At 71.4% G+C, this 19,235-nt stretch carries 16 protein-coding genes and 2 pseudogenes; 6 read left to right on the forward strand and 12 right to left on the reverse strand.

All coding sequences use genetic code 11. The features are described 5' to 3' along the window. Positions 1-31: 31 nt before the first annotated feature. From AC2W7E_RS11350 to AC2W7E_RS11370, 5 genes and pseudogenes are all read right to left on the reverse strand, one after another. Positions 32-1,744 (reverse strand): acetyl/propionyl/methylcrotonyl-CoA carboxylase subunit alpha, encoded by a 1,713-nt coding sequence (locus tag AC2W7E_RS11350; RefSeq protein ID WP_485989132.1) that lies wholly within the window; start codon positions 1,742-1,744, stop codon positions 32-34. Then, positions 1,741-3,291 carry a 5-oxoprolinase subunit B/C family protein gene (locus AC2W7E_RS11355; RefSeq protein ID WP_485989133.1) on the reverse strand — a complete coding sequence of 517 codons (1,551 nt, stop codon included), beginning with the start codon at positions 3,289-3,291 and terminating at the stop codon, positions 1,741-1,743. The genes AC2W7E_RS11350 and AC2W7E_RS11355 overlap by 4 nt, the downstream gene beginning before the upstream one ends. After that, a complete protein-coding gene (locus AC2W7E_RS11360) occupies positions 3,291-4,091 on the reverse strand; it encodes a putative hydro-lyase (RefSeq protein WP_485989134.1) in 801 nt (266 codons plus the stop codon). The genes AC2W7E_RS11355 and AC2W7E_RS11360 overlap by 1 nt, the downstream gene beginning before the upstream one ends. Position 4,092: 1 nt before the next feature. Next, entirely contained in the window at positions 4,093-4,857 is a 765-nt protein-coding gene (locus AC2W7E_RS11365) for a LamB/YcsF family protein (RefSeq protein WP_025103974.1), read from the reverse strand. Between the two features lies 1 nt (position 4,858). Continuing rightward, positions 4,859-6,135: pseudogene (locus tag AC2W7E_RS11370) on the reverse strand (NRAMP family divalent metal transporter). Positions 6,136-6,295: 160 nt separating this feature from the next. Here AC2W7E_RS11370 and AC2W7E_RS11375 point away from each other — a divergent pair. Then, positions 6,296-6,952 carry a GntR family transcriptional regulator gene (locus AC2W7E_RS11375; protein ID WP_025103976.1) on the forward strand — a complete coding sequence of 219 codons (657 nt, stop codon included), beginning with the start codon at positions 6,296-6,298 and terminating at the stop codon, positions 6,950-6,952. Positions 6,953-6,966: 14 nt separating this feature from the next. On the opposite strand, the gene AC2W7E_RS11380 is transcribed toward AC2W7E_RS11375, so the two are convergent. Further along, positions 6,967-7,635 (reverse strand): TetR/AcrR family transcriptional regulator, encoded by a 669-nt coding sequence (locus tag AC2W7E_RS11380; protein ID WP_485989135.1) that lies wholly within the window; start codon positions 7,633-7,635, stop codon positions 6,967-6,969. Positions 7,636-8,110: 475 nt separating this feature from the next. Here AC2W7E_RS11380 and AC2W7E_RS11385 point away from each other — a divergent pair, with 475 nt between their 5' ends. Further along, complete coding sequence (locus AC2W7E_RS11385; RefSeq protein WP_085604743.1) at positions 8,111-8,920, forward strand: M57 family metalloprotease; 810 nt, start codon at positions 8,111-8,113, stop codon at positions 8,918-8,920. A gap of 83 nt (positions 8,921-9,003) precedes the next feature. Here the strand turns inward: AC2W7E_RS11385 and AC2W7E_RS11390 are convergent, their stop codons facing one another. The 5 genes and pseudogenes from AC2W7E_RS11390 to AC2W7E_RS11410 all read right to left on the reverse strand — a co-directional run bounded on the left by AC2W7E_RS11390 (position 9,004) and on the right by AC2W7E_RS11410 (position 14,880). Beyond that, a complete protein-coding gene (locus AC2W7E_RS11390; protein WP_025103979.1) occupies positions 9,004-9,999 on the reverse strand; it encodes a LacI family DNA-binding transcriptional regulator in 996 nt (331 codons plus the stop codon). 128 nt (positions 10,000-10,127) lie between these two features. After that, positions 10,128-11,558, reverse strand: a complete 1,431-nt coding sequence (locus tag AC2W7E_RS11395; RefSeq protein ID WP_485989136.1) for a GH1 family beta-glucosidase — start codon at positions 11,556-11,558, stop codon at positions 10,128-10,130. Between the two features lie 5 nt (positions 11,559-11,563). After that, entirely contained in the window at positions 11,564-12,454 is an 891-nt protein-coding gene (locus tag AC2W7E_RS11400; protein WP_025103981.1) for a carbohydrate ABC transporter permease, read from the reverse strand. Then, positions 12,451-13,491, reverse strand: coding sequence for a carbohydrate ABC transporter permease (locus tag AC2W7E_RS11405; RefSeq protein ID WP_025103982.1), 1,041 nt, complete (start codon positions 13,489-13,491; stop codon positions 12,451-12,453). The genes AC2W7E_RS11400 and AC2W7E_RS11405 overlap by 4 nt, the downstream gene beginning before the upstream one ends. A gap of 73 nt (positions 13,492-13,564) precedes the next feature. After that, a pseudogene (locus AC2W7E_RS11410) lies at positions 13,565-14,880 on the reverse strand (ABC transporter substrate-binding protein). Between the two features lie 153 nt (positions 14,881-15,033). Here AC2W7E_RS11410 and AC2W7E_RS11415 point away from each other — a divergent pair. The 3 genes from AC2W7E_RS11415 to purQ all read left to right on the forward strand — a co-directional run bounded on the left by AC2W7E_RS11415 (position 15,034) and on the right by purQ (position 16,670). Next, positions 15,034-15,564 carry an adenine phosphoribosyltransferase gene (locus AC2W7E_RS11415; protein ID WP_025103984.1) on the forward strand — a complete coding sequence of 177 codons (531 nt, stop codon included), beginning with the start codon at positions 15,034-15,036 and terminating at the stop codon, positions 15,562-15,564. 153 nt (positions 15,565-15,717) lie between these two features. Further along, positions 15,718-15,966, forward strand: coding sequence for a phosphoribosylformylglycinamidine synthase subunit PurS (gene purS / locus AC2W7E_RS11420; RefSeq protein WP_025103985.1), 249 nt, complete (start codon positions 15,718-15,720; stop codon positions 15,964-15,966). Further along, positions 15,963-16,670 carry a phosphoribosylformylglycinamidine synthase subunit PurQ gene (gene purQ / locus AC2W7E_RS11425; protein WP_025103986.1) on the forward strand — a complete coding sequence of 236 codons (708 nt, stop codon included), beginning with the start codon at positions 15,963-15,965 and terminating at the stop codon, positions 16,668-16,670. The genes purS and purQ overlap by 4 nt, the downstream gene beginning before the upstream one ends. A 97-nt stretch (positions 16,671-16,767) precedes the next feature. Here purQ and AC2W7E_RS11430 read toward each other — a convergent pair whose 3' ends face one another. Continuing rightward, entirely contained in the window at positions 16,768-18,024 is a 1,257-nt protein-coding gene (locus AC2W7E_RS11430; RefSeq protein WP_126894055.1) for a YyaL domain-containing protein, read from the reverse strand. A gap of 214 nt (positions 18,025-18,238) precedes the next feature. On the opposite strand from AC2W7E_RS11430, the gene AC2W7E_RS11435 reads away from it, so the two are divergent. Next, complete coding sequence (locus tag AC2W7E_RS11435; RefSeq protein WP_485989138.1) at positions 18,239-19,135, forward strand: SDR family oxidoreductase; 897 nt, start codon at positions 18,239-18,241, stop codon at positions 19,133-19,135. Positions 19,136-19,235 lie beyond the last annotated feature (100 nt).

Genomic DNA, 19,235 nt, shown 5'->3' on the forward strand with positions numbered 1-19,235 from the left:
CGGGAAGTGGGGGAGGGGGCGGGCGGGCGGGTCAGGCGATCGTGGCGAGGAGGGCGTCGGCGGCGAGGGTCGCGCCGGTGTCGGCGCACGGGGTGAGAGTCCCGGCGCGGTGCGCGGTGACCGTGGTCTCCATCTTCATCGCGTCGAGCACGGCCACCGGGTCTCCCTCGGCCACCACGGCTCCGTCATCGACGAGCCAGCGGACGAGCGTGCCCGGCGCGGGGGCCCGGAGCTCGGAGGGGTCCGCCGAGGGCACGGGGGCCGCGACCTCTCCCGGACGGCCGATGCCCGCCAGCAGCTCCGCGGGCAGACCGAGCATCACGCGGCGGCCGTCGATCTCCACCGGGAACCGCTGCAGCCCGGAGACCGGGGCGACCGCGGGGCGTGGCTGCGCCTCCAGTGCCGGGAGCAGCACGGTCTCGATCCACTGGGTGTGCACGACGAAGGTCGCGGTCGCGAACGCGGGGTCGTCGATGGCGCGGAGGTCGAACGGGATCACGGTCGCCGGACCCTCGACGGCGAGCTCCCGCAGGGCCCGACGCGCACGGACGAGAGCCGCGTCCCGGGTGTCCGCGTGCACGATGAGCTTCGCGATCATCGAGTCGAACGCGGGCTGCACGGTGTCTCCGGCCTCGATGCCGCTGTCCCACCGCACGCCGGGTCCCCCGGGGATACGCAGGCCGTCCACCCGTCCGGGGCTGGGCAGGAACCCGCGGCCGGGGTCTTCGGCGTTGATGCGGAACTCGAACGCATGCCCGGTCGGCGCCGGGGTCTCGGTGAAGGACGGCCCCTCGCCGAACGCGATACGGAACTGCTCGCGGACGAGGTCGGTCCCGGTCACCTCCTCGGTCACGGGGTGCTCGACCTGCAGCCGGGTGTTCACCTCGAGGAACGAGATCGTGCCGTCCGCGGCGAGGAGGAACTCGACCGTGCCGGCGCCGCGGTACTGCACCTCGGCACAGATCGCCCGTGCCGCGTCGTGGAACGCCGTCCGCTGCGCCGCCGTGAGACCGGGCGCAGGAGCCTCCTCGATGAGCTTCTGGTTGCGGCGCTGCATCGAGCAGTCGCGGTCGCCCACGACGACCACGCCGCCGCGCCCGTCGCCGAGCACCTGCACCTCGATGTGCCGCGGACTCTCCAGGAAGCGCTCCACGAAGCACTCCCCGCGGCCGAACGCGGCGGTCGCCTCGCGGGTGGCCGCGTCGAACGCGTCGGCGACCTCCGACAGCTCGCGGACGACCTTGAGCCCGCGACCTCCGCCGCCGAACGCGGCCTTGATCGCGATGGGCAGACCGTGCTCCTCGGCGAACGCCACCGCCTCCTGCGGCCCGGACAGCGGCTGATCCGTGCCCGCGGCGAGCGGGGCGCCGACGCGCTGCGCGATCCGGCGCGCGGTCATCTTGTCGCCGAGCGCGTCGATGCTCTCCGGCGAAGGCCCGATCCAGACGAGTCCGGCGTCTTCGACGGCCCGCGCGAAGGCGGCACTCTCGGACAGGAACCCGTAGCCGGGGTGCACCGCGTCGGCGCCGCTGCGGCGAGCCGCGTCGATCAGCGCCTCGATGGACAGGTACGTCGTCGCCGCGGTGTCGCCGTCGAGGCCGATCGCCTCGTCCGCGAGCCGCACGTGCAGGGCATCCGCGTCCTGATCGGCGTAGACGGCGACCGACGTGTAGCCGGCCTCGGCGCACGCGCGGATCACGCGGACCGCGATCTCGCCGCGGTTGGCGATCAGCACAGAGGTCATGAGGTCTCCTTGACGGTGAAGCGCACCCGCACGCCCGGCGGGAGCTGAGCGGCGAGGTCGAGGCTGCGGTCGGTGAGGGCACCGATGATGGGATAGCCGCCGGTGAGCGGATGATCGGGGAGGAAGAGCACGGGCTGGCCGTCCGGCGGCACCTGGATGGCCCCGGTCACGGCGCCTTCGCTCGGCAGCTCGCCGCCGACCGCGCGTTCCAGGGGCACGTCGCCGTGCAGGCGGATGCCCACGCGGTCGGAGCGCGGCGTGACCGTCCACTCCTGCCCGGTGAGCGCGTCGATGCCGGCAGCGGTGAACCAGTCGTCGCGGGGCCCGAGCGTGATCTCCAGCGTGGCCAGCTCCCCGGCTGCGGGAAGGGCGCGCGGCACCGGATCCGGCTCCACGGCGGCCACGGCGGCAGCCCCGATCGGAAGGAGATCGCCGGCGGCCAACGGCGCGGGACCCAGCCCGGCGAGCGTGTCGGTCGCGCGGCTGTCGAGCGCCGCAGCCGGAGCGAAGCCGCCGCGGACGGCGATCACGGACCGGAGACCGCGCTCGGGATGGCCCAGAGTGAGCTCGTCGCCGTCGACGGTCGCGAACGGCACGCCGGGGAGGAGCGTGCGCTCGATGCCGTCGGCGTCGGTGAGCGTGAGCGAACCCGTGGCCCCGGTGACGGCGGCCACACCTGCGCCGTGGAAGCGCAGCACGGCCCCGCCGACGCTCTCCAGCACAGCCGCCGCCGGCGTGTTGCCCACGGCCCGGTTCGCCGCGTGCATCGCGACCCGATCGGCGACGCCGGAGGCCGAGACGCCCAGCGCCGCGAAACCGGGGCGTCCCGCGTCCTGCACGAGGAGCTGGAGCGACGGTCGCACGACCTCGACCGCCGGACCGTCCCCGCGACGGGCGACCCGCGTCGCGTCGGCCGATGCCAGCGACGCCGCGACCGACTCCCGCTCCGCACGCACGAAGCGCACGCGGCGGCCCGGCGCGAGCAGAGCCGGCGGGTCGCGGTCGATGTCCCACATCTCCAGGGCGGTCCGGCCGATGAGCTGCCAGCCGCCGGGACTCTCCCGCGGATACACGCCGCTGAACGCCCCGGCGAGGGCGACGGAACCGGCGGGCACCCGGGTACGGGGCGACGACCGCCGCGGCACGTCGAAGAGAGGGTCGCCGCTCACGGCATAGCCGAAGCCGGGAGCGAAGCCGGAGAAGGCCACGCGCCAGTCGGCGGCGAGGTGACGGGCCACCAGTTCCTCCGCCGAGACGTCGAGGAGCGCGGCCGCCTCGTCCAGATCCTCCCCGTCGTAGCGGACCGGGATGGTGACCTCGCCCGCGTCGGGCAGCGCCGCCGCGTCGACCTCGGTCGCGGCGAGCGCCTCGGCGAGCGCGGCGGCCGAGGTGCGGTGCGGGTCGAAGCGCACGAGCACGGTGCGGGCACCGGGGATGCGCTCCAGGACACCGGGCACGTCGCTCCATGCGAGATTCAGCCGCATGGCCTGCTCGAGGTCGTCCGCCTCGACGAGCAGCGCGCTGTCGGAGGCCGTGAGGATGCGCATCAGACCCGGTACTCCGCATCCGGCACATCGGTGATGAACATGTAGCCCGGGGCGTGGGTGACGGCGAACGGCGGCTTCGACGCCATGATCGCCGCCTGCGGGGTCACGCCGCACGCCCAGAACACGGGGATCTCGCCGGGGCGGATCTCGGGGGCGTCCCCGAAGTCCGGCGCCATCACATCGGCGATGCCGAGCGACGCCGGGTCGCCGATGTGCACGGGCGCACCGTGCACCGCCGGGGTGCGCCCGGAGATCTGCACGGCATCGGCCACGCGGTCCGCGGGGATCGGGCGCATGGAGACCACCATCTCGCCGCGCAGCCGTCCGGCCGGGGTGCAGTCCACCGCCGTGCGGTACATCGGCACGTTGCGTCCGAGTTCCTGATGACGGATCGGGATCCCGGCCTCGACGAGCCCCGTCTCGAACGTGAAGCTGCAGCCGATGAGGAAGGCGACGAGGTCGGGATGCTCGTCCCACGCCGCCGTCGCGTCGGACACCTCCTCCACGAGCTCGCCGTCCCGCCAGATGCGGTACTGCCCGATGTCGGTGCGGATGTCGCTGCCCGGCGCGAGCCGCGACTCCACCTCCCCCTGCTCGATAACCTCGAGGACGGGGCAGGGCTTCGGGTTGCGCTGCGCGTAGAGCAGGGTCTCGAAGGCCCAGTCCGCGGGCACCGCGATGAGGTTCGCCTGGGTCAGCCCCGGGGCGACGCCGCTGGTCGGCGCGGAGTGGCCGGCGCGGTGCGCCGCACGGGCGGCCCGGGCGTCGGCGAGCTGGGCGGGAGTCGCGAGCACGGCCATGTCAGACTCCGGCGAACGGGGCGATCGTGATGCCCTCCGCCTGCAGCAGGCGCTTCGTCTCCGCCGCCATCGCGACCGAGCCCGGGCTGTCGCCGTGCACGCAGATCGACTGCGCGGACACGGCCACGTCGGTGCCGTCGATCGCCCGGATCACGCCGTCCGCGGCCAGGCGCACCATCCGCTCGGCCACCGCGGTGGGGTCGTGCAGCACGGCCCCCTCCTCGGTGCGGGAGACGAGCTGACCGTCCGGCTGGTAGGCGCGATCGGCGAAGGCCTCCGCGGCGACTGCGAGTCCGGCCCGTTCGGCGACGTCGAGCACGACGCCGCCGGCGAGGCCGAGCAGCACGAGCGAGGGGTCGATCGCCTTGATGGCCGCCACGACGTCCTTCGACTGCCGCTCGTCGCGGGCGATGGTGTTGTAGAGCGCCCCGTGCGGCTTGACGTAGGAGACCCGCCCGCCGACCGCGGCGGTGAGCCCGAGGAGCGCACCGAGCTGGTACTCCACGTGCGCCTGCAGCGTGGCCGAGTCGATGTCGACCTTCGTGCGCCCGAAGTTCTCGTAGTCGCGGTACCCGGGGTGGGCGCCGATCACGACGCCGCCGGCGACGGCCGCGGCCAGGGTCTCGCGGATCCCCTCCGGGCTGCCCGCGTGGAACCCGCACGACACGTTCGCGCTCGTGACGATCTCGAGCATGCTCGCGTCGTCGCTGACGATCCGGTCGGGGACGTTCTCGCCGAGGTCCGAGTTCAGGTCGATGGTCGCCATGTCACGCTCCGATTCCGAGGAAGGCGAAGATGGGGCCGATCGAGACGGCGCCCATGTACCAGGTGAGGGCGGTCACGACCGTGCCCGCGATGAGCAGCCACATCGGGTACTTCCGGTCGCCGAGCAGGTCGCGGCGGAACCAGCCGATGTACATGAACACCGTCAGGCCGATGGGCAGGATCAGGCCGTTGAAGCCGCCGACGAAGACGAGGATCGCGGCCGGGGCCGTGCCGATCGCCAGGTAGACCGCCAGCGACACGACGATGAACGCGACGGTGGCGAGCTGCAGCGGCCAGCCCCCGCGGAGCTTGGCGGTGAACGTCGAGAGGAAGGTCGCCGAGGTGTACGCGGCCCCGATGACCGAGCTGATCGCGGCGGCCCAGAAGATCGCGCCGAAGATCCGGAGCCCCGCGTCGCCGAGCACCGCACCGAACGCCTGCCCGGCCGGGTTCGCGGCCTGCGAGGAGAGGTCGAGCGCCACGCCGGAGGCCACCACGCCGAGGATCGCGAGGAACAGCACGTAGCGCATGATGCCGGTCACGAGGATGCCGTTGGCAGCGGCGCGCATGACAGGCTTCGCGTACTGCGGGCCCACGTGGCCGGAGTCGAGGTAGCGGTGGGCGCCGGAGTAGGTGATGTAGCCGCCGACCGTGCCGCCGACGATCGTCGTGATGGTGGCGAAGTTGAGCTGGTCGGGCACGAAGGTCTGCCGCAGCGCGTCGCCGATGGGCGGCTGGGCGATGAGGGCGACGACGAGGGTCATCACGATCATGCCGACGCCGAGGATGATGAGGACGACGTCCATCACCTTGCCGGCCTTCTTCACGAGGAAGATGATGATCGCGAGGGCCGCCGTGAGCGCGCCGCCGAGCTTCGGATCGATGCCGAGGAGGGCGTTCAGGCCCAGGCCGCCGCCGGCGATGTTGCCGATGTTGAACGCGAGCCCGCCGATGACGACGAGGACGGCGATGACGTGGCCGGAGAAGGGGATGGCGCTGTTGGCGAGCTCGCCGGCCCGCTTGCCGGACGAGGTGATCATGCGCCAGATGTTCAGCTGCACCGCGATGTCGACGAGGATGACACGAGGATGGCGAACGCGAACGCGGCTCCCATCTGGGCGGTGAACGTCGCGGTCTGGGTGATGAAGCCGGGGCCGATGGCGCTCGTCGCCATGAGGAAGATGGCGCCGATGACGGCACTGCGCCCGGCGCGCTTCTTCGCGTGGGCGGCACGGGCTTCGTCCTCGGGGGTGAGAGCGGGGGCGGACTGCTCGGACATAGGGGGGTCCCATCGTCGTTGGTGGGTGTCGGGTGACCCCCAGTGTAGAACGGACAGAACCTGATTGTTCAACAATCATGTTTCCGTCGTGCTACAGCGCGGTTGCTTTCGTGTGATCATCGGCACGATCTCCCGCACCGACCGCGCCTACGATGAAGGCATGAACCAGCAGGGCCCGCTCGCCGACGTGCTCCGTCAGCGCATCATCGACGGCGACGTCGCCCCGGGCTCCCGGCTGTCGGAGTCGTCTCTGGCCGAGAGCTTCGACGTGTCGCGCAACACCCTGCGCGAGGCGTTCCGGGTGCTCGCGGAACAGGGGCTCGTCGCGCACATCCCGCACCGCGGCGTCTCGGTCGCCTCTCCCACGATCGCCGACGTCATCGACATCTACCGCGCCCGCCGCGTCATCGAGTGCACGGCTCTGCGGCAGTCCGAGCCCGAGCATCCCGCCGTCCAGCGCATGACCGACGCGGTCGCCGCGGCCGAGGCCGCCGTCGCCGGCGTCTCGGCCGACGACGCGTCCGCCTGGCGCGCGGTCGGCAGCGCGAACATGGCGTTCCACGTCGCGCTCGTCGATCTCGCCGACAGTCCGCGTCTCGCCCGCACCTACCGGAACGTCGCGGCGGAGCTGCGCCTCGCGTTCCTGAAGATCGACGACCCCCGCGCGCTGCACGAGCCGTTCGTCCGGAAGAACCGCGCCGTCCTCGACACGTTCCTGACCCGGGGCGCCGAGGCCGGGGCCGCCGAGTTGGAGCGGTACCTCGTGCAGTCGGAGCGGGTCGTGCTCGGCGCGTTCGCGCGGATGCACCTCGACTGATCCGGGTCCGCGGCTCAGGACGCGTCGGTCCGCAGCGCCGCCGTGGCCCGCGGCCGGGGTTCGCCCTCGTGCGGCGTCGGCACGCCCGGCAACGCGGCAGTCGGCTCCGGGAGACCGTACCGGCGGTGCAGCCAGCGCCGCGCGTCCTCGAGCGGATACGTGTCGCCGAAGACGCAGTACTTCACGAACACCCCCTCCAGGGTGCTGCGGAGCATGACCTCCTCCAGCGCCGGATCCTCGGCGCCTCGGGCACGGAACATCGCACGCACGGCATCCTCGGCAGCCGTCGCGCCGTCCGCGTATCGCTGCTCCGACTCCGCGAACAGCCGATGCGTCAGCGGCTGCTGCTGCATGGCGAGCACCGCACGCTGCAGAGGCATCGCGAAGGCCGTCGCGCCGATCGCCCCGTCGATGATCGCGGCGAGCATCTCGTCGGGCGTGCCCTCGACCTGCGCGAAGGCCAGGACCGTCTCGAACCAGCGGTCGATCACCGCGGCGACGAGCTGGTCCTTGCCGCCGAAGTGGTAGTTCACCAGCCCCTGGGCGACGCCGGCGCGACGCGTGATCTCGGCGATGCCCGCCCCGGCGACGCCGCGCTCGCTGAAGACCTCGATCGCCGCCTGGAGGATGTTCTCCCGTGCGCGCTCCCGCGCCGCACGGTTCTGGGCATCCGATCGCGCCATGCGGTGTCCACCTCCCGGGTCCTCCGGCGGAATTCCCTCACGGGCCGTCTCGGGATAGATTAATCACTGAATGCTCGTTCAACCTATGGAGGGTGCGAGCACTCGCGGCGCGGGGGTTCGCCGCAGCGGGCCACGGACGCGTCTTCCGCCGATCGAGGGGGTGGCGGAGACGCGTCCGTGGTCATCCTCGACCTCCGGCCTACGACGAGGGACCGACGACCAGGCCCGGGCGTCGACCGCCGGTGCCGACGTCCGGCCGAGCCATGGCGGCACCTTCGACGGCGACGGATCCGGACGATTCCTGACCTGAGTGCAGAAAGCGGGCGACGGGCCGTGTCGCGCCTTGACCCCGTCGAAATCGCGCGGTTAGCGTGAGCGGGCTTCGGCCCCTCGGCGGCAGCGATGCTCACCGTTCCGGCCGGAGTCCGCTCGCTCACCGGGCGCGCGGCACCGCTCAGATCGAAGAGGATCTTCCATGCGATTCACCAGAAAACTCGCGCTCGCCGCCACCGCGGCGGCCGCGCTCAGCCTCAGCGCGGTCATCCCCGCCACGGCCGCGTCCCCCGACGACTCCGCGCCCTCGTACCAGGAGTTCGCGGCGTCGACCTATCGGGACATCGACGGCGCCTACGTCGTCAACGGCGATGAGGTGATCTCGAACAAGAAGGAGCTGCGCGCGTTCTACGACCGGCTGATCGGCCCGGAGACCCGCACCGACGGCCTCATCGTCAACACGGTCAACAACATCGACGACAAGTGGTCCGCCTCCCAGGTCGCCAACCTCACCTACTGCGTGAGCACGAAGTTCGGCAGCCGTCACGCCGACGTCGTCCGGGCGATGGAGGGCGGCGCCGCACTCTGGGAGTCCGCGTCCTCGAAGATCGACTTCCGCTACGTGAGCAGCGCCGACGCCAACTGCACCACGCGGAACAACGCCGTCGTCTTCTCCGTCGAGCCGGTGGCCACGACGCAGTACATCGCCCGCGCCTTCTTCCCCAGCACGCCGGCCCGGCAGCAGAACGTCCTCATCGACGACTCGATCTGGAGCGCCGGAGCGTGGACCCCGACCAACGTGCTCGGCCATGAGCTCGGCCACGTCCTCGGCTTCCGCCACGAGCACACCCGCCCGGAGGCGGGCACCTGCTTCGAGGACAACAACTGGCGTCCGCTCACGCCGTACGACTCGTCGTCGATCATGCACTACCCGCAGTGCAACGGCAGCTCGGCCGATCTGTCGATGACCAGCGTCGACCGCAGCGGCGTCGTCTCGCTCTACGGGAACTGACGCCCTCGTCGGACCCGTTCCGGCACCACCGAGGCCCGGTCGTTCCGCGACCGGGCCTCACCCGTGTCCGCGGTCGGTGCGGCTCAGGCGGAGCCGCGGACGACGAGCTCGGTCGGCAGGATGGTCGTCCGAGGCGGATCCTCGCCGGCAAGCCGGGAGAGCAGCACCTGCGTCATCGCCTCGCCCTGGGCGTACATGGGCTGGCGCATGGTCGTCAGGGGCGGGTCGGTGCTGAGGGCCACCGAGGAGTCGTCGAAGCCGACGAGCGCGATGTCCTCCGGCACCCGCACCCCGGCGGCGCGGAGGGCCATGAGCGCCCCGCGGGCCATGAGGTCGCTGGCGACGAAGATCGCGTCCGGCCGCCCTTCCGCGAGCAGACGGCGGGCGGCATCGGCTCCGCTCGCCTCGCTGTAGTCGCCCTCCTCCTCCGCGAAGGGGGTCAGCCCCGCGGCGGCGAGCGCGGCGCGGAACCCCTGCACGCGGTCGGTCGACGACGGCATCGTGAGCGGACCGGAGATCGTGGCGATGCGGGTGCGTCCGATGTCGACGAGGCGCTGCGTGGCCGCCCGTGCCCCGGCGACGTTGTCGACGTCGACCACGTAGTCGCCTTCGGCCCGGCGCACCGGACGGCCGCCGTAGACGACGGGGACCGCGTCGGCGATCCGGTCGACGAACGCGTCACTCGTGTGGTGCGACACGATGAGCGCGCCGTCGACGCCGCCGTTGCGCACGAAGCTCGTCATCTTGTCGCCGGGGTCGTCGCTCGCGATCAGCAGGTTCAGGAGGTAGTCGGAGCTGCGGAGCGCGCCGGTGATGCCGGCCACGATCGCCGCGAAGAACGGGTCGCCGAAGAAGCGGGTCGTGTCCTCGGGGACGATGAGGGCGATCGCGTGCGTCTGCCGGGAGGCGAGCGAGCGCGCGGCACGGTTCGGAACGTAGTTGAGCTCGTCGATCGCGGCGCGCACGGCGGCGAGCGCTTCCGGGCTGACCGCGGTCGACCCGTTGACCACCCGCGACACGGTCGACCGGGACACGCCGGCGGCCGCTGCGACCTCCTCGATGGTCGCGCGGGGCGACATCATCGCTTGCTCTCTTCCATCGCCCCATTCTCATCCACCCGGAGCCAGGCCGTGAAAATCCTCGCTTCGAGTCGCCCGATTGGTCCCATTTCGGCCGCAGATGGGACCAATCGGGCGATTCGAACGGGTCAGAGGGACCGGGCGGCGATGATCCGGGCGTACTCGCGGCCGGAGTCCTTGACCGTCCGCTCCTGGGTGTCGTAGTCCACGCGGACGATCCCGAAGCGCTTGTCGTAGCCCCAGGCCCACTCGAAGTTGTCGAACAGGGACCAGTAGAAGTAGCCGCGGACGTCCACGCCGCTGTCCCTGGCGTCCAGCACGGCGTCGAGGTGCGCGCGCAGGAACGCGGTGCGGTCGGCGTCGGGCACCCGCGTCTCCCCGTCCTCCGCCACGACGGTGTCGTCGTAGGCCGCGCCGTTCTCCGTCACCGAGAGGGCCACACCCGCGGGCTCGGCGTACTCGGTCCAGAGCCGCTGCAGGAGTCGCGTGAGTCCCTCCGGCTGGACCTCCCAGCCCTGGGCGGTCCGCGGCAGTCCGCGCTCGACCGCGTGGATGCCCTCGTGCGAGGGATACGGGCTCCGCGTCACGTGCGCCGTCTCCGGGCCGCTGGACACCGCCGCGTCGTCGGGCCCCGTACCGGACACGAGGTCGCCGTGGTAGTAGTTCACACCCTGTGTGTCGATGCGCTGGGCGATGGTCTCGAGGTCGCCCTCGTGCACGGCGGCCTCGAACCGCGCCACGGCCTCGGGGTCCACCGCGCGGATGTCCTCCACGGTGTCGGCGGGGTAGGCACCGCGGTAGATGGGGTCGAGGAACCACCGGTTGAACTGGCCGTCCAGCCGCCGCGCCGCGTCGACATCCGCGGGGTTCTGCGGGTCGGCGGGGTCGGCCACCGTGTGGTTCAGCGTGATGCCGAGGTTGAGGGAGGCGTCGCGGCCGCGGAGCTCCCGCACCGTCGCACCGTGCGCGAGGAGCAGGTGGTGCGAGGCCAGCAGCCCCTCGGCGACGCTCGTGTGCCCTGGCGCGTGCTCGCCCCCGGTGTAGGAGAGGAAGGACGAGCACCACGGCTCGTTCAGGGTCGTCCACACGTTCACGCGGTCGCCGAGGGCGTCGTGCATGGTGCCCGCGTACTCCAGGAAGCGCTCGACGGAGTCGCGGTTCGTCCAGCCGCCGACCTCCTGCAGGGCCTGCGGCATGTCCCAGTGGTACAGCGTGAGCCAGGGCAGGATGTCGGCCGCGAGGAGCTCGTCGACGAGGCGGCTGTAGAAGTCGACCCCCGCCTGGTTGACCGCGCCGCCGTCGGGGCGCACGCGCGACCACGAGGTGGAGAAGCGGTACGTCTGGAGGCCGAGCTCCTTCATCAGCGCCACGTCCTGCGGATACCGGTGGTAGTGGTCGCACGCCACATCCCCGTCGTCGCCGCCGACCACGGCCCCCGGCACCCGGCAGAAGGCGTCCCAGATGGAGGCCGTCCGTCCGTCCTCGAAGGCGGCGCCCTCGATCTGGTAGGCCGCGGTCGCCGCGCCGAAGAGGAAGTCCGAGGGGAAGGCACGCGTCATAGGGGTCATCCTTTCACCGCGCCCGCCATGATGCCACTGACCAGCTGCCGCCCCGCGATCACGAAGAGCACGAGGAGCGGAAGGGTCGCGAGCACCGCGCCGGTGAGCACGATCGAGTAGTCGATGTAATAGCCGGACTGCAGCTGGCTGAGCGCCGTCTGCAGCGTCGGGTTCTGGGGGGAGAGCACGATCAGGGGCCAGAGGTAGTCGGTCCAGGCGGTCATGAACGTGAACAGTCCGAGGATCGCCATGGCCGGCCGCGCCGCGGGCACCCCGACGGTGAGGAAGGTGCGGAACTGGTTCGCGCCGTCGACCCTGGCGGCCTCGATGAGCTCGTCCGGGATCACGTCCACGAGGTACTGCCGCATGAAGAACACCCCGAACGCCGTGACGAGGGTCGGCACGATCACCGCACCGATCGTCCCCGTCCAGCCGAGTTCGCGCATCAGCATGAACAGCGGGATGATGCCGAGCTGCGTGGGGATGGCCATGGTCGCGATCACGAACACCATGAGGCCGTCCCGCCCGCGGAAGCGGAGCTTCGCGAACGCGTAGCCGGCGAGCGTCGAGAACGTGACGACGGAGATCGTGATGATCGTCGAGATGAGGAAGGAGTTGCCGAGGGCGAGCCAGAACGGGATCGCGTCGAACACCTTCGCCGCGTTCGCGAGGAAGTTGCCGCCGGGGATGAGGGGCAGGGTCTCGCCGCGGGTCGCGTTCGTCCCGCTCGCGACGACGAACGACCACCACAGCGGGTAGGCGCCGCCGATGACGAAGGCCGCGAGGAGCCCGTAGGTGAGGAAGCCCGGGCGGCTGCCGAGGCCGGCGCTCCCGCTCGCGGTGCCGCGCCGGCGGCGGATCCGCTCCGGCACGCTGAGGGCCTGGGTGGCGGTCATCGCGCCTCCTCCTTCCCGGTCGGGCGGATGCGGCGTCGGGCCGCGCGGTTCTTCGGGGCGTCTCCGGTGGCGATGCGCCGGGAGATCAGGAAGTTGATGAGGCCGATCGCGACGATCAGCAGGAAGAGCAGGATCGCGACGGCCGAGGCCTCACCGAGGTTGCGGCGGAAGAACGCCAGCTCCCAGAGGAACAGCACGGTGGTCTGGAACTGCCGGTCGCTGCCGCCGATGCCGCCCGCGGTGGAGACGTCGAACAGCCGCGGCTCGGCGAAGATCTGCAGGCCGCCGATGGTCGCCGTGATGATGACGAAGATCAGCGTGGGACGGATGGTGGGGATCGTGATGGCGAAGAACCGCCGCACCGCCCCGGCACCGTCGAGTGCGGCCGATTCGTAGAGGTCGCGCGGCACGGCCTGCATCGCGGCGAGGAGGATGAGGGCGTTGTAGCCGGTCCAGCGGAAGTTCACCATCACGGCGATCGCGATGTGCGACAGGACCGTGTCGTGCTTCCACTGCTGATCGGCGATGCCGACGAGGTTGAGGAGATTGTTGGCCAGCCCGTCCGCCTCGTTGAAGATGCTGGAGAAGATGATCGCCACGGCGACCGGGGTGACCACGAACGGGATGAGGACGCTCATCCGCCAGAACGTCGGCGTCCGCAGTCCGCGGTCCAGCAGGTAGGCGATCACCAGAGCGACGGCGAGCTGCGGGATGGCGGAGAGCAGGAAGATGCTCAGCGTGTTCCGGATGGAGTTCCAGAACATGCCGTCGCCGAGGATCGCCGCGAAGTTGCCGAAGCCGACGAACGGTCCCTCGCCCTTCAGCAGGTCCCACTCGTGGACCGCGACCCACACCGTGTACAGCAGCGGGAAGAGGCCGATGAGCCCGAAGAGGAGGAAGAACGGGGAGATGTAGAAGTACGGCGAGGCGCGGTGGTCGAAACGGGAGACGCGGGTGCGCCAGGAGCGTCGCGGCGGAGCGTCCGCCGCTGCGGGGGCGGCGGCCTGCGGCTCCGCCGGCGGGGCGGTGAGGGTCATGGGCTTGTCCTTAGACGGGCTTCGACAGGCTCAGCCACCCACTCGGGGCGCTGAGCCTGTCGAAGCGAGATGATCAGCCGACGAGGTCGTTCAGGAGGCCGATCGCCTGGTCCCAGGCGCCCTGCGTGTCGTCTCGCCGCGGTCGAGCGCGCTGAGCGCCGGGCCGAAGACGTTCTCCTGGATCACCGAGTCATCGGCGCCCTTGAACTGCGCGACGACGCCCTTGGCACGTTCGGCGAGGATGGCACCGGTCGGCGCGTCGTTGAAGAACTCGTTGGGCGTGGCCTCCTCGGCGAGGGACTCCTGCGCCTTGATGGTCGAGGGGAAGTTGCCCGCGGCGGCGGACTGCTTCACCTGCTGCTCGGGCTGCGTCAGCCAGTCGGCGAGCTCGGCCGCGGCCTCCTTGTGCTCCGACGACTCCGGGATCGAGAGGAACGCGCCGCCCCAGTTGGCCGCGCCGCCGGGGAACACATCGGCGAAGTCCCAGCCGGTCGACGCGTCGCCGCCGCCGGCCTCCACCTGTCCCTGCACGACGCCGAGCATCCAGCCCGGGCAGACGAAGGTGGCGAAGGTGCCGTCGACGAACGACTTGCCGCCGTTCCAGTCCCATGCGGTCTGTGCCGCGGACTGGCCGCCCTCGGTCGCGGCGCCGAGGAGCTCGAAGCGCTCCTGGAGCTCGTCGTTGCCCTCGACGTTGAGCTCGCCGTCGGCGGTGTAGTAGCCCTCGTCGAGCTGGTTCACCATGGCGTTCCAGACGAAGCCGGAGTGGTCGTACCAGGCCTTGCCGGTCTTGGCCGTGTAGTCGGCGCCGACCTGGAAGTAGTTCTCCCAGTCGCCGTTGAGCAGCTCGGCGACCGACTCGCGGTCGCTGGGCAGGCCGGCGGCCTCGAACGCGGCGCCGTTGTAGCAGATGCCGCTCGGGCCGATGTCTGTGCCGTAGCCGATGACGCGGCCCTCGGCGTCGGTCGCCTGGCCGTACTTCCAGTCGACCCAGTCGTCCTTGCGGTCCTCGATGCCGTAGTCGCGCAGGTCGACGAAGGTGTCCGAGACGTCCATGATGGCGCCGAGCCAGCCCTCCTCGATCGCGACGATGTCGCTGAGGCCGGAGCCGGCGGCGATCTTGGTGAAGGCGTCGGTACGGGCGTTGCCACCGGTGTCGATGTTGGTCGCCTCGATCGTCACGTTCGGGTGCGCCTTCTCGTACTCCTTGTAGAGGTCGTCGTAGCCGAAGGTGCCGAAGGTGGTGACGGTCAGTGTGACCTTCTCGTCGGCGCTGCCGCCGGTGTCGCCGTCGCCGCCGGTGCTGCCGGAGCAGCCGGCCAGGGCGAGAGCGGAGACGGATGCCGCGGCGGCTGTCGCCAGGATCCGGGTGCGGGCACGTGAGTTCACGGTTCACTCCTTTGTGGGTTCGTGCGGGTGGTGGTGCGTGGGGGCTTGTGGGAGCGCTCCCACAAGGTTGTCGTGAACTCTATGGGAGCGCTCCCACGATGTCAAGAGCGCCGTCCGCAGGTCCTTCCCGCGCAACCGGCGTACCCTTGTCCGGTGCCCGAAGCCACCCTCTCCCCTGCCCTCGCCCGCGCCGAGTCCCTGATCCGCAGCATCCCGGACTATCCGGAGCCCGGCATCATCTTCCGCGACATCACGCCGCTCCTCGCCGACGCCGAGGCCCTCCGCGTGACGACCGAGGCGATCATCGAGCCCTTCGCGGGGCAGTTCGACGTGGTGGCCGGCATCGAGGCGCGGGGCTTCATCCTCGCCGGGGCCGCCGCCATCGCCGCGGGGGTCGGGCTGATCCCGATCCGCAAGGCCGGCAAGCTCCCCCGCCCCGCCGCCTCCGTCGACTACGCCCTCGAATACGGCACGGCGACCATCGAGATGCACGACGACCTGCCCGCCGGATCCCGCGTCCTCCTCATCGACGACGTGCTCGCCACCGGAGGGACGCTGGCCGCCGGTCGGCAGCTCGTGGAGCGTCTCGGCAGCCACGTCGCCGGCATCTCGGTGCTCTTCGAGATCGACGGCCTCGGCGGCCGCGACACGATCGGCGACCTCCACACCGTCTTCCACTCCTGACCCCACTCCTGACCCGAGACCCCGGGTTCCCGCCGACGCCCCGGCGTAGCGGCGCGCGCAGGGCGGGGTCTGGGCGGGAAGCCGGGGTCTCAGCGGAGCATCGGCGAGCGGTAGACTGAACCCGCCCGTCCGCCCGCGACTCTTGGAGCCGTCATGCCCACCATCGTCGTCGACGTCATGCCCAAGCCCGAACTGCTCGACCCGCAGGGGAAGGCCGTCTCCGGCGCCTTCGCCCGCCTGGGCGTCGAGGGCTTCACCGACGTCCGCATCGGCAAGCGCTTCGAGCTCACCGTCGAGGGCGAGGTCACCGACGAGGTCCTCGCCGAGGCCCGCCGTATCGCCGACGAGGTGCTCTCGAACGCCGTGATCGAAGACGTCGTGGGCGTCGAGGTGGCGGAGTGACCGTCCGCATCGGCGTCGTCACCTTCCCCGGCTCGCTGGACGACGTCGACGCGCAGCGCGCCGTCCGCATCGCCGGAGCCGAGCCGGTCGCCCTGTGGCACGGCTCGCACGACCTCGAGGGCGTCGACGCCCTCGTCCTCCCCGGCGGGTTCAGCTACGGCGACTATCTCCGCGCCGGAGCCATCGCCGCCCTCTCGCCCATCATGAGCGAGGTCAAGGACGCCGCCGCGAAGGGCATGCCCGTCCTCGGCATCTGCAACGGCTTCCAGATGCTCGTCGAGGCGCACCTGCTGCCCGGCGGCCTGATCCGCAACAACCACCAGCACTTCGTGCGCCGCGACCAGAAGCTCACGGTCGAGAACGCCGACACCGCCTGGACCAACGCCTTCCGCACCGGCCAGGAGATCGTCATCCCGCTGAAGAACGCGGACGGCGGCTACATCGCCGACGAGCAGACGCTCGACCGCATCGAGGGCGAGGGTCTCGTGGCGTTCCGCTACGCCGGCGTGAACCCGAACGGCTCGCTGCGCGACATCGCGGGGCTGACGAATGAGGCCGGCAATGTCGTGGGCCTGATGCCGCACCCCGAGCACGCCACGGAGCCCGGTTTCGGTCCGGACACCGCGGTCGCGATGCGCAGCGGCGTGGACGGCCTCGACTTCTTCACGAGCGCGATCGCCGCCGTCGCCCGCGTCGCCGCCTGATACCTCCCTCGACCCACCCCTCTGCGCGCGTCCCACCCCGTTGCGGGCGCGCGGAAGGGGCCGGGTCGACCGCAAGAGGCCGGGTCGACAGGCGAGGTCAGGGCAGACGGAACGGGTTGTCGCCCACGGCCGCGAGCAGGTACCAGGCCGTCGTGCCGGTGTGCAGGCTCGCGTAGTAGAGGTCGCCGAAGCCGGAGTCGAGTCCGTCGGTCGAGGTCGCCACGATGCCCTTGCCGTCGCCGTTCGCCGCGTCGCGCTGCACCAGCCGGATGTCGGCCAGCAGCTCCTCCGCGCGATCCTGGTCGCCGGCGGCCCCGCGCTCCTGCAGCGCGAGCGCGAGGTGCCCGCTGCCCTCGAACCAGACCTTCGACACGTCCACGTCGCTGATCGACGGGCCCCGGTACGGGCCGTCCTGGGCGATGAGGTGCGCGAGCGTCCAGTCCACGGCCGAGCCGTATCGGGCGTCCCCGGTGCCCAGCAGGCTCCAGGTCTGCGCGTCGAGCGGGATGGGACGGGTGTTGATCGTGCTGCCGTCGAGCAGCGTCCCGGTGTCCACGTGCCCGTCGGCGCTCTGCATCGCCGCGACGAATCCGGCAGCCACCGCCGCCCGCTCCGCCCAGACCCCGTCGCCCGTGAGCTGGCCGAGCTGCGTGAAGAAGCCGGCGATGTCGCTGTTGTGCTCGGTGGACTTCCACTCCAGCGGCACCCCGGCATCGGTCTGCCCGCCGGTGTAGCCGTAGGGTGCCCGCGTCATGTCGGCGGTGTTGTCCTGGATCCACTCCGCGATGCGCACCGCGCCGTCGAGGTACCGTGCCTCGCCGGTGGCATGGAAGAGGCGGGCGAGCGCCATGCCCACCCAGGCCTGGTTGCCGGTGAAGGTGCCGGGCCCGGTGATCTCCATCCGGCCCTGACGGATGCCGTGCGGCTCGTACGAGGTGCGGACGCGGCCGTCGCCGACGGGATCGTTCTCCTGCACGAAGAGGAGGGTGTCCGCGACAGCCCGCGCGCGGCGCAGGTCGTCCGGCAGGCCGCGGGCCGTGTAGGCGATCACGACGAGGGCGTCGTCGTACACGAAGGAGGGGGTGAAGTCCCACGACGGCGTGGTGAAGAACCCGCCCTCGTAGCTGCGGGGCAGGCAGCGGCCCTCGCCGTCGCAGAACTCGTCGACCCGCGCGTCGAGGAACTCGTACGCGAGCGCGACCGAAGCCGCGGGGTCGTTCACCGGGTCCGCCGGGGGCTGCGCGCGGGCACCGAACGCGTCGGACACGGCGGGGGCGGCGCCGACGAGCACGGCACCGACGACGAGCGCGGCGACGACCGCCCAGGGCGCGGATCGGCGGGCGGAAGCGGACATCACGACCTCTCGACGGCAGGACCCCCGGGGGACATGCCGCGAGCGACACGGGGGATGCTCGCAACCCTGTCATGACAGGAGGCACCGGGGGAAGTGTCTTTCGGCCACATGCGCGTGTACCAAAGCGACCGGATGCGTGCAAGGCGTTTGCCGCACCCGGAGCACGGCGCGCACGATGGTCCTCCCGTCCCCGACCTCCCGGAAAGGACACCCCATGTCCCGCGACCAGTACACCTTCACGAACCCGGTAGAGCTCTACGCCGACATCCAGCCGCAGAAGCAGCACATGCGCGAGCCCGGTCTCGACGCCGACCTCACTCCGAAGGCCGACCTCGGCGAGGAGTCGTACCGCGGCACCGGACGGCTGACCGGGCGCAAGGCACTCATCACCGGCGGCGACTCGGGCATCGGCGCGGCCACCGCGATCGCATTCGCCCGCGAGGGCGCCGACGTCGCGATCTCCTACCTCCCGGAAGAGGAGGAGGACGCGAGCCGCATCGCCGGCATCCTCCGCGAGGCGGGAGCGACCGTCGCCACGATCCCCGGCGACCTGCGCGACCCGGAGTACTGCCGCACCCTGGTGGCCGAGGCCGTCGCGGCGCTCGGCGGGCTCGACATCCTCGTCAACAACGGCGGCAAGCAGGTCTTCCAGGAGTCCCTCACGGATGTGACGGACGAGCAGTTCGACGACACGTTCAAGACCAATGTGTACGCGATATTCTGGATCACGAAGGCCGCCCTCCCGCACCTCCCCGCCGGCTCGACGATCATCAACACGACCTCGATCCAGGCCTACTCGCCGTCGGACATCCTCGTCGACTACGCCTCGACGAAGTCGACCATCAATGCGTTCACGAAGGGCCTCGCCCAGCAGCTCGCGCCGAAGGGCATCCGCGTGAACGCCGTGGCTCCGGGACCGATCTGGACCCCGCTGCAGCCGAGCGACGGGCAGCCGCAGGAGAAGATCGCGCAGTTCGGCCAGGACACTCCGCTCGGCCGGATGGGTCAGCCCGCCGAGCTCGCCCCCGCCTACGTCTTCCTCGCCTCCCCGGAGTCGAGCTACGTGCTCGGCGAGACCCTGAACGTCAACGGCGGCATGCCCACGCCCTGACCCTCATCCCCTGTCCGACCCACCCCCTTCCGTTCCTCCCACCCCCTTCCGCCCGTTCGCAAGGGGGTGGGTCGGACGGAAAGGGGTGGGTCGGCGGAGA

It is taken from the genome of Microbacterium sp. CFSPD4_SD4, assembly GCF_057364585.1.

Excerpts from the sequence above, each read along its gene's own strand:
- AC2W7E_RS11390 (WP_025103979.1), bottom strand. The coding sequence starts at position 9,999 with ATGTCGCCCCGCGCGACCATCGAGGAGGTCGCAGCGGCCGCCGGCGTG.
- AC2W7E_RS11395 (WP_485989136.1), bottom strand. The coding sequence starts at position 11,558 with ATGACGCGTGCCTTCCCCTCGGACTTCCTCTTCGGCGCGGCGACCGCG.
- purS (WP_025103985.1), top strand. The coding sequence starts at position 15,718 with ATGCCCACCATCGTCGTCGACGTCATGCCCAAGCCCGAACTGCTCGAC.
- AC2W7E_RS11405 (WP_025103982.1), bottom strand. The coding sequence starts at position 13,491 with ATGACCCTCACCGCCCCGCCGGCGGAGCCGCAGGCCGCCGCCCCCGCA.
- AC2W7E_RS11375 (WP_025103976.1), top strand. The coding sequence starts at position 6,296 with ATGAACCAGCAGGGCCCGCTCGCCGACGTGCTCCGTCAGCGCATCATC.
- AC2W7E_RS11400 (WP_025103981.1), bottom strand. The coding sequence starts at position 12,454 with ATGACCGCCACCCAGGCCCTCAGCGTGCCGGAGCGGATCCGCCGCCGG.
- AC2W7E_RS11365 (WP_025103974.1), bottom strand. The coding sequence starts at position 4,857 with ATGGCGACCATCGACCTGAACTCGGACCTCGGCGAGAACGTCCCCGAC.
- AC2W7E_RS11350 (WP_485989132.1), bottom strand. The coding sequence starts at position 1,744 with ATGACCTCTGTGCTGATCGCCAACCGCGGCGAGATCGCGGTCCGCGTG.
- AC2W7E_RS11430 (WP_126894055.1), bottom strand. The coding sequence starts at position 18,024 with ATGTCCGCTTCCGCCCGCCGATCCGCGCCCTGGGCGGTCGTCGCCGCG.
- AC2W7E_RS11385 (WP_085604743.1), top strand. The coding sequence starts at position 8,111 with ATGCGATTCACCAGAAAACTCGCGCTCGCCGCCACCGCGGCGGCCGCG.
- AC2W7E_RS11360 (WP_485989134.1), bottom strand. The coding sequence starts at position 4,091 with ATGGCCGTGCTCGCGACTCCCGCCCAGCTCGCCGACGCCCGGGCCGCC.
- AC2W7E_RS11355 (WP_485989133.1), bottom strand. The coding sequence starts at position 3,291 with ATGCGCATCCTCACGGCCTCCGACAGCGCGCTGCTCGTCGAGGCGGAC.
- AC2W7E_RS11435 (WP_485989138.1), top strand. The coding sequence starts at position 18,239 with ATGTCCCGCGACCAGTACACCTTCACGAACCCGGTAGAGCTCTACGCC.
- AC2W7E_RS11380 (WP_485989135.1), bottom strand. The coding sequence starts at position 7,635 with ATGGCGCGATCGGATGCCCAGAACCGTGCGGCGCGGGAGCGCGCACGG.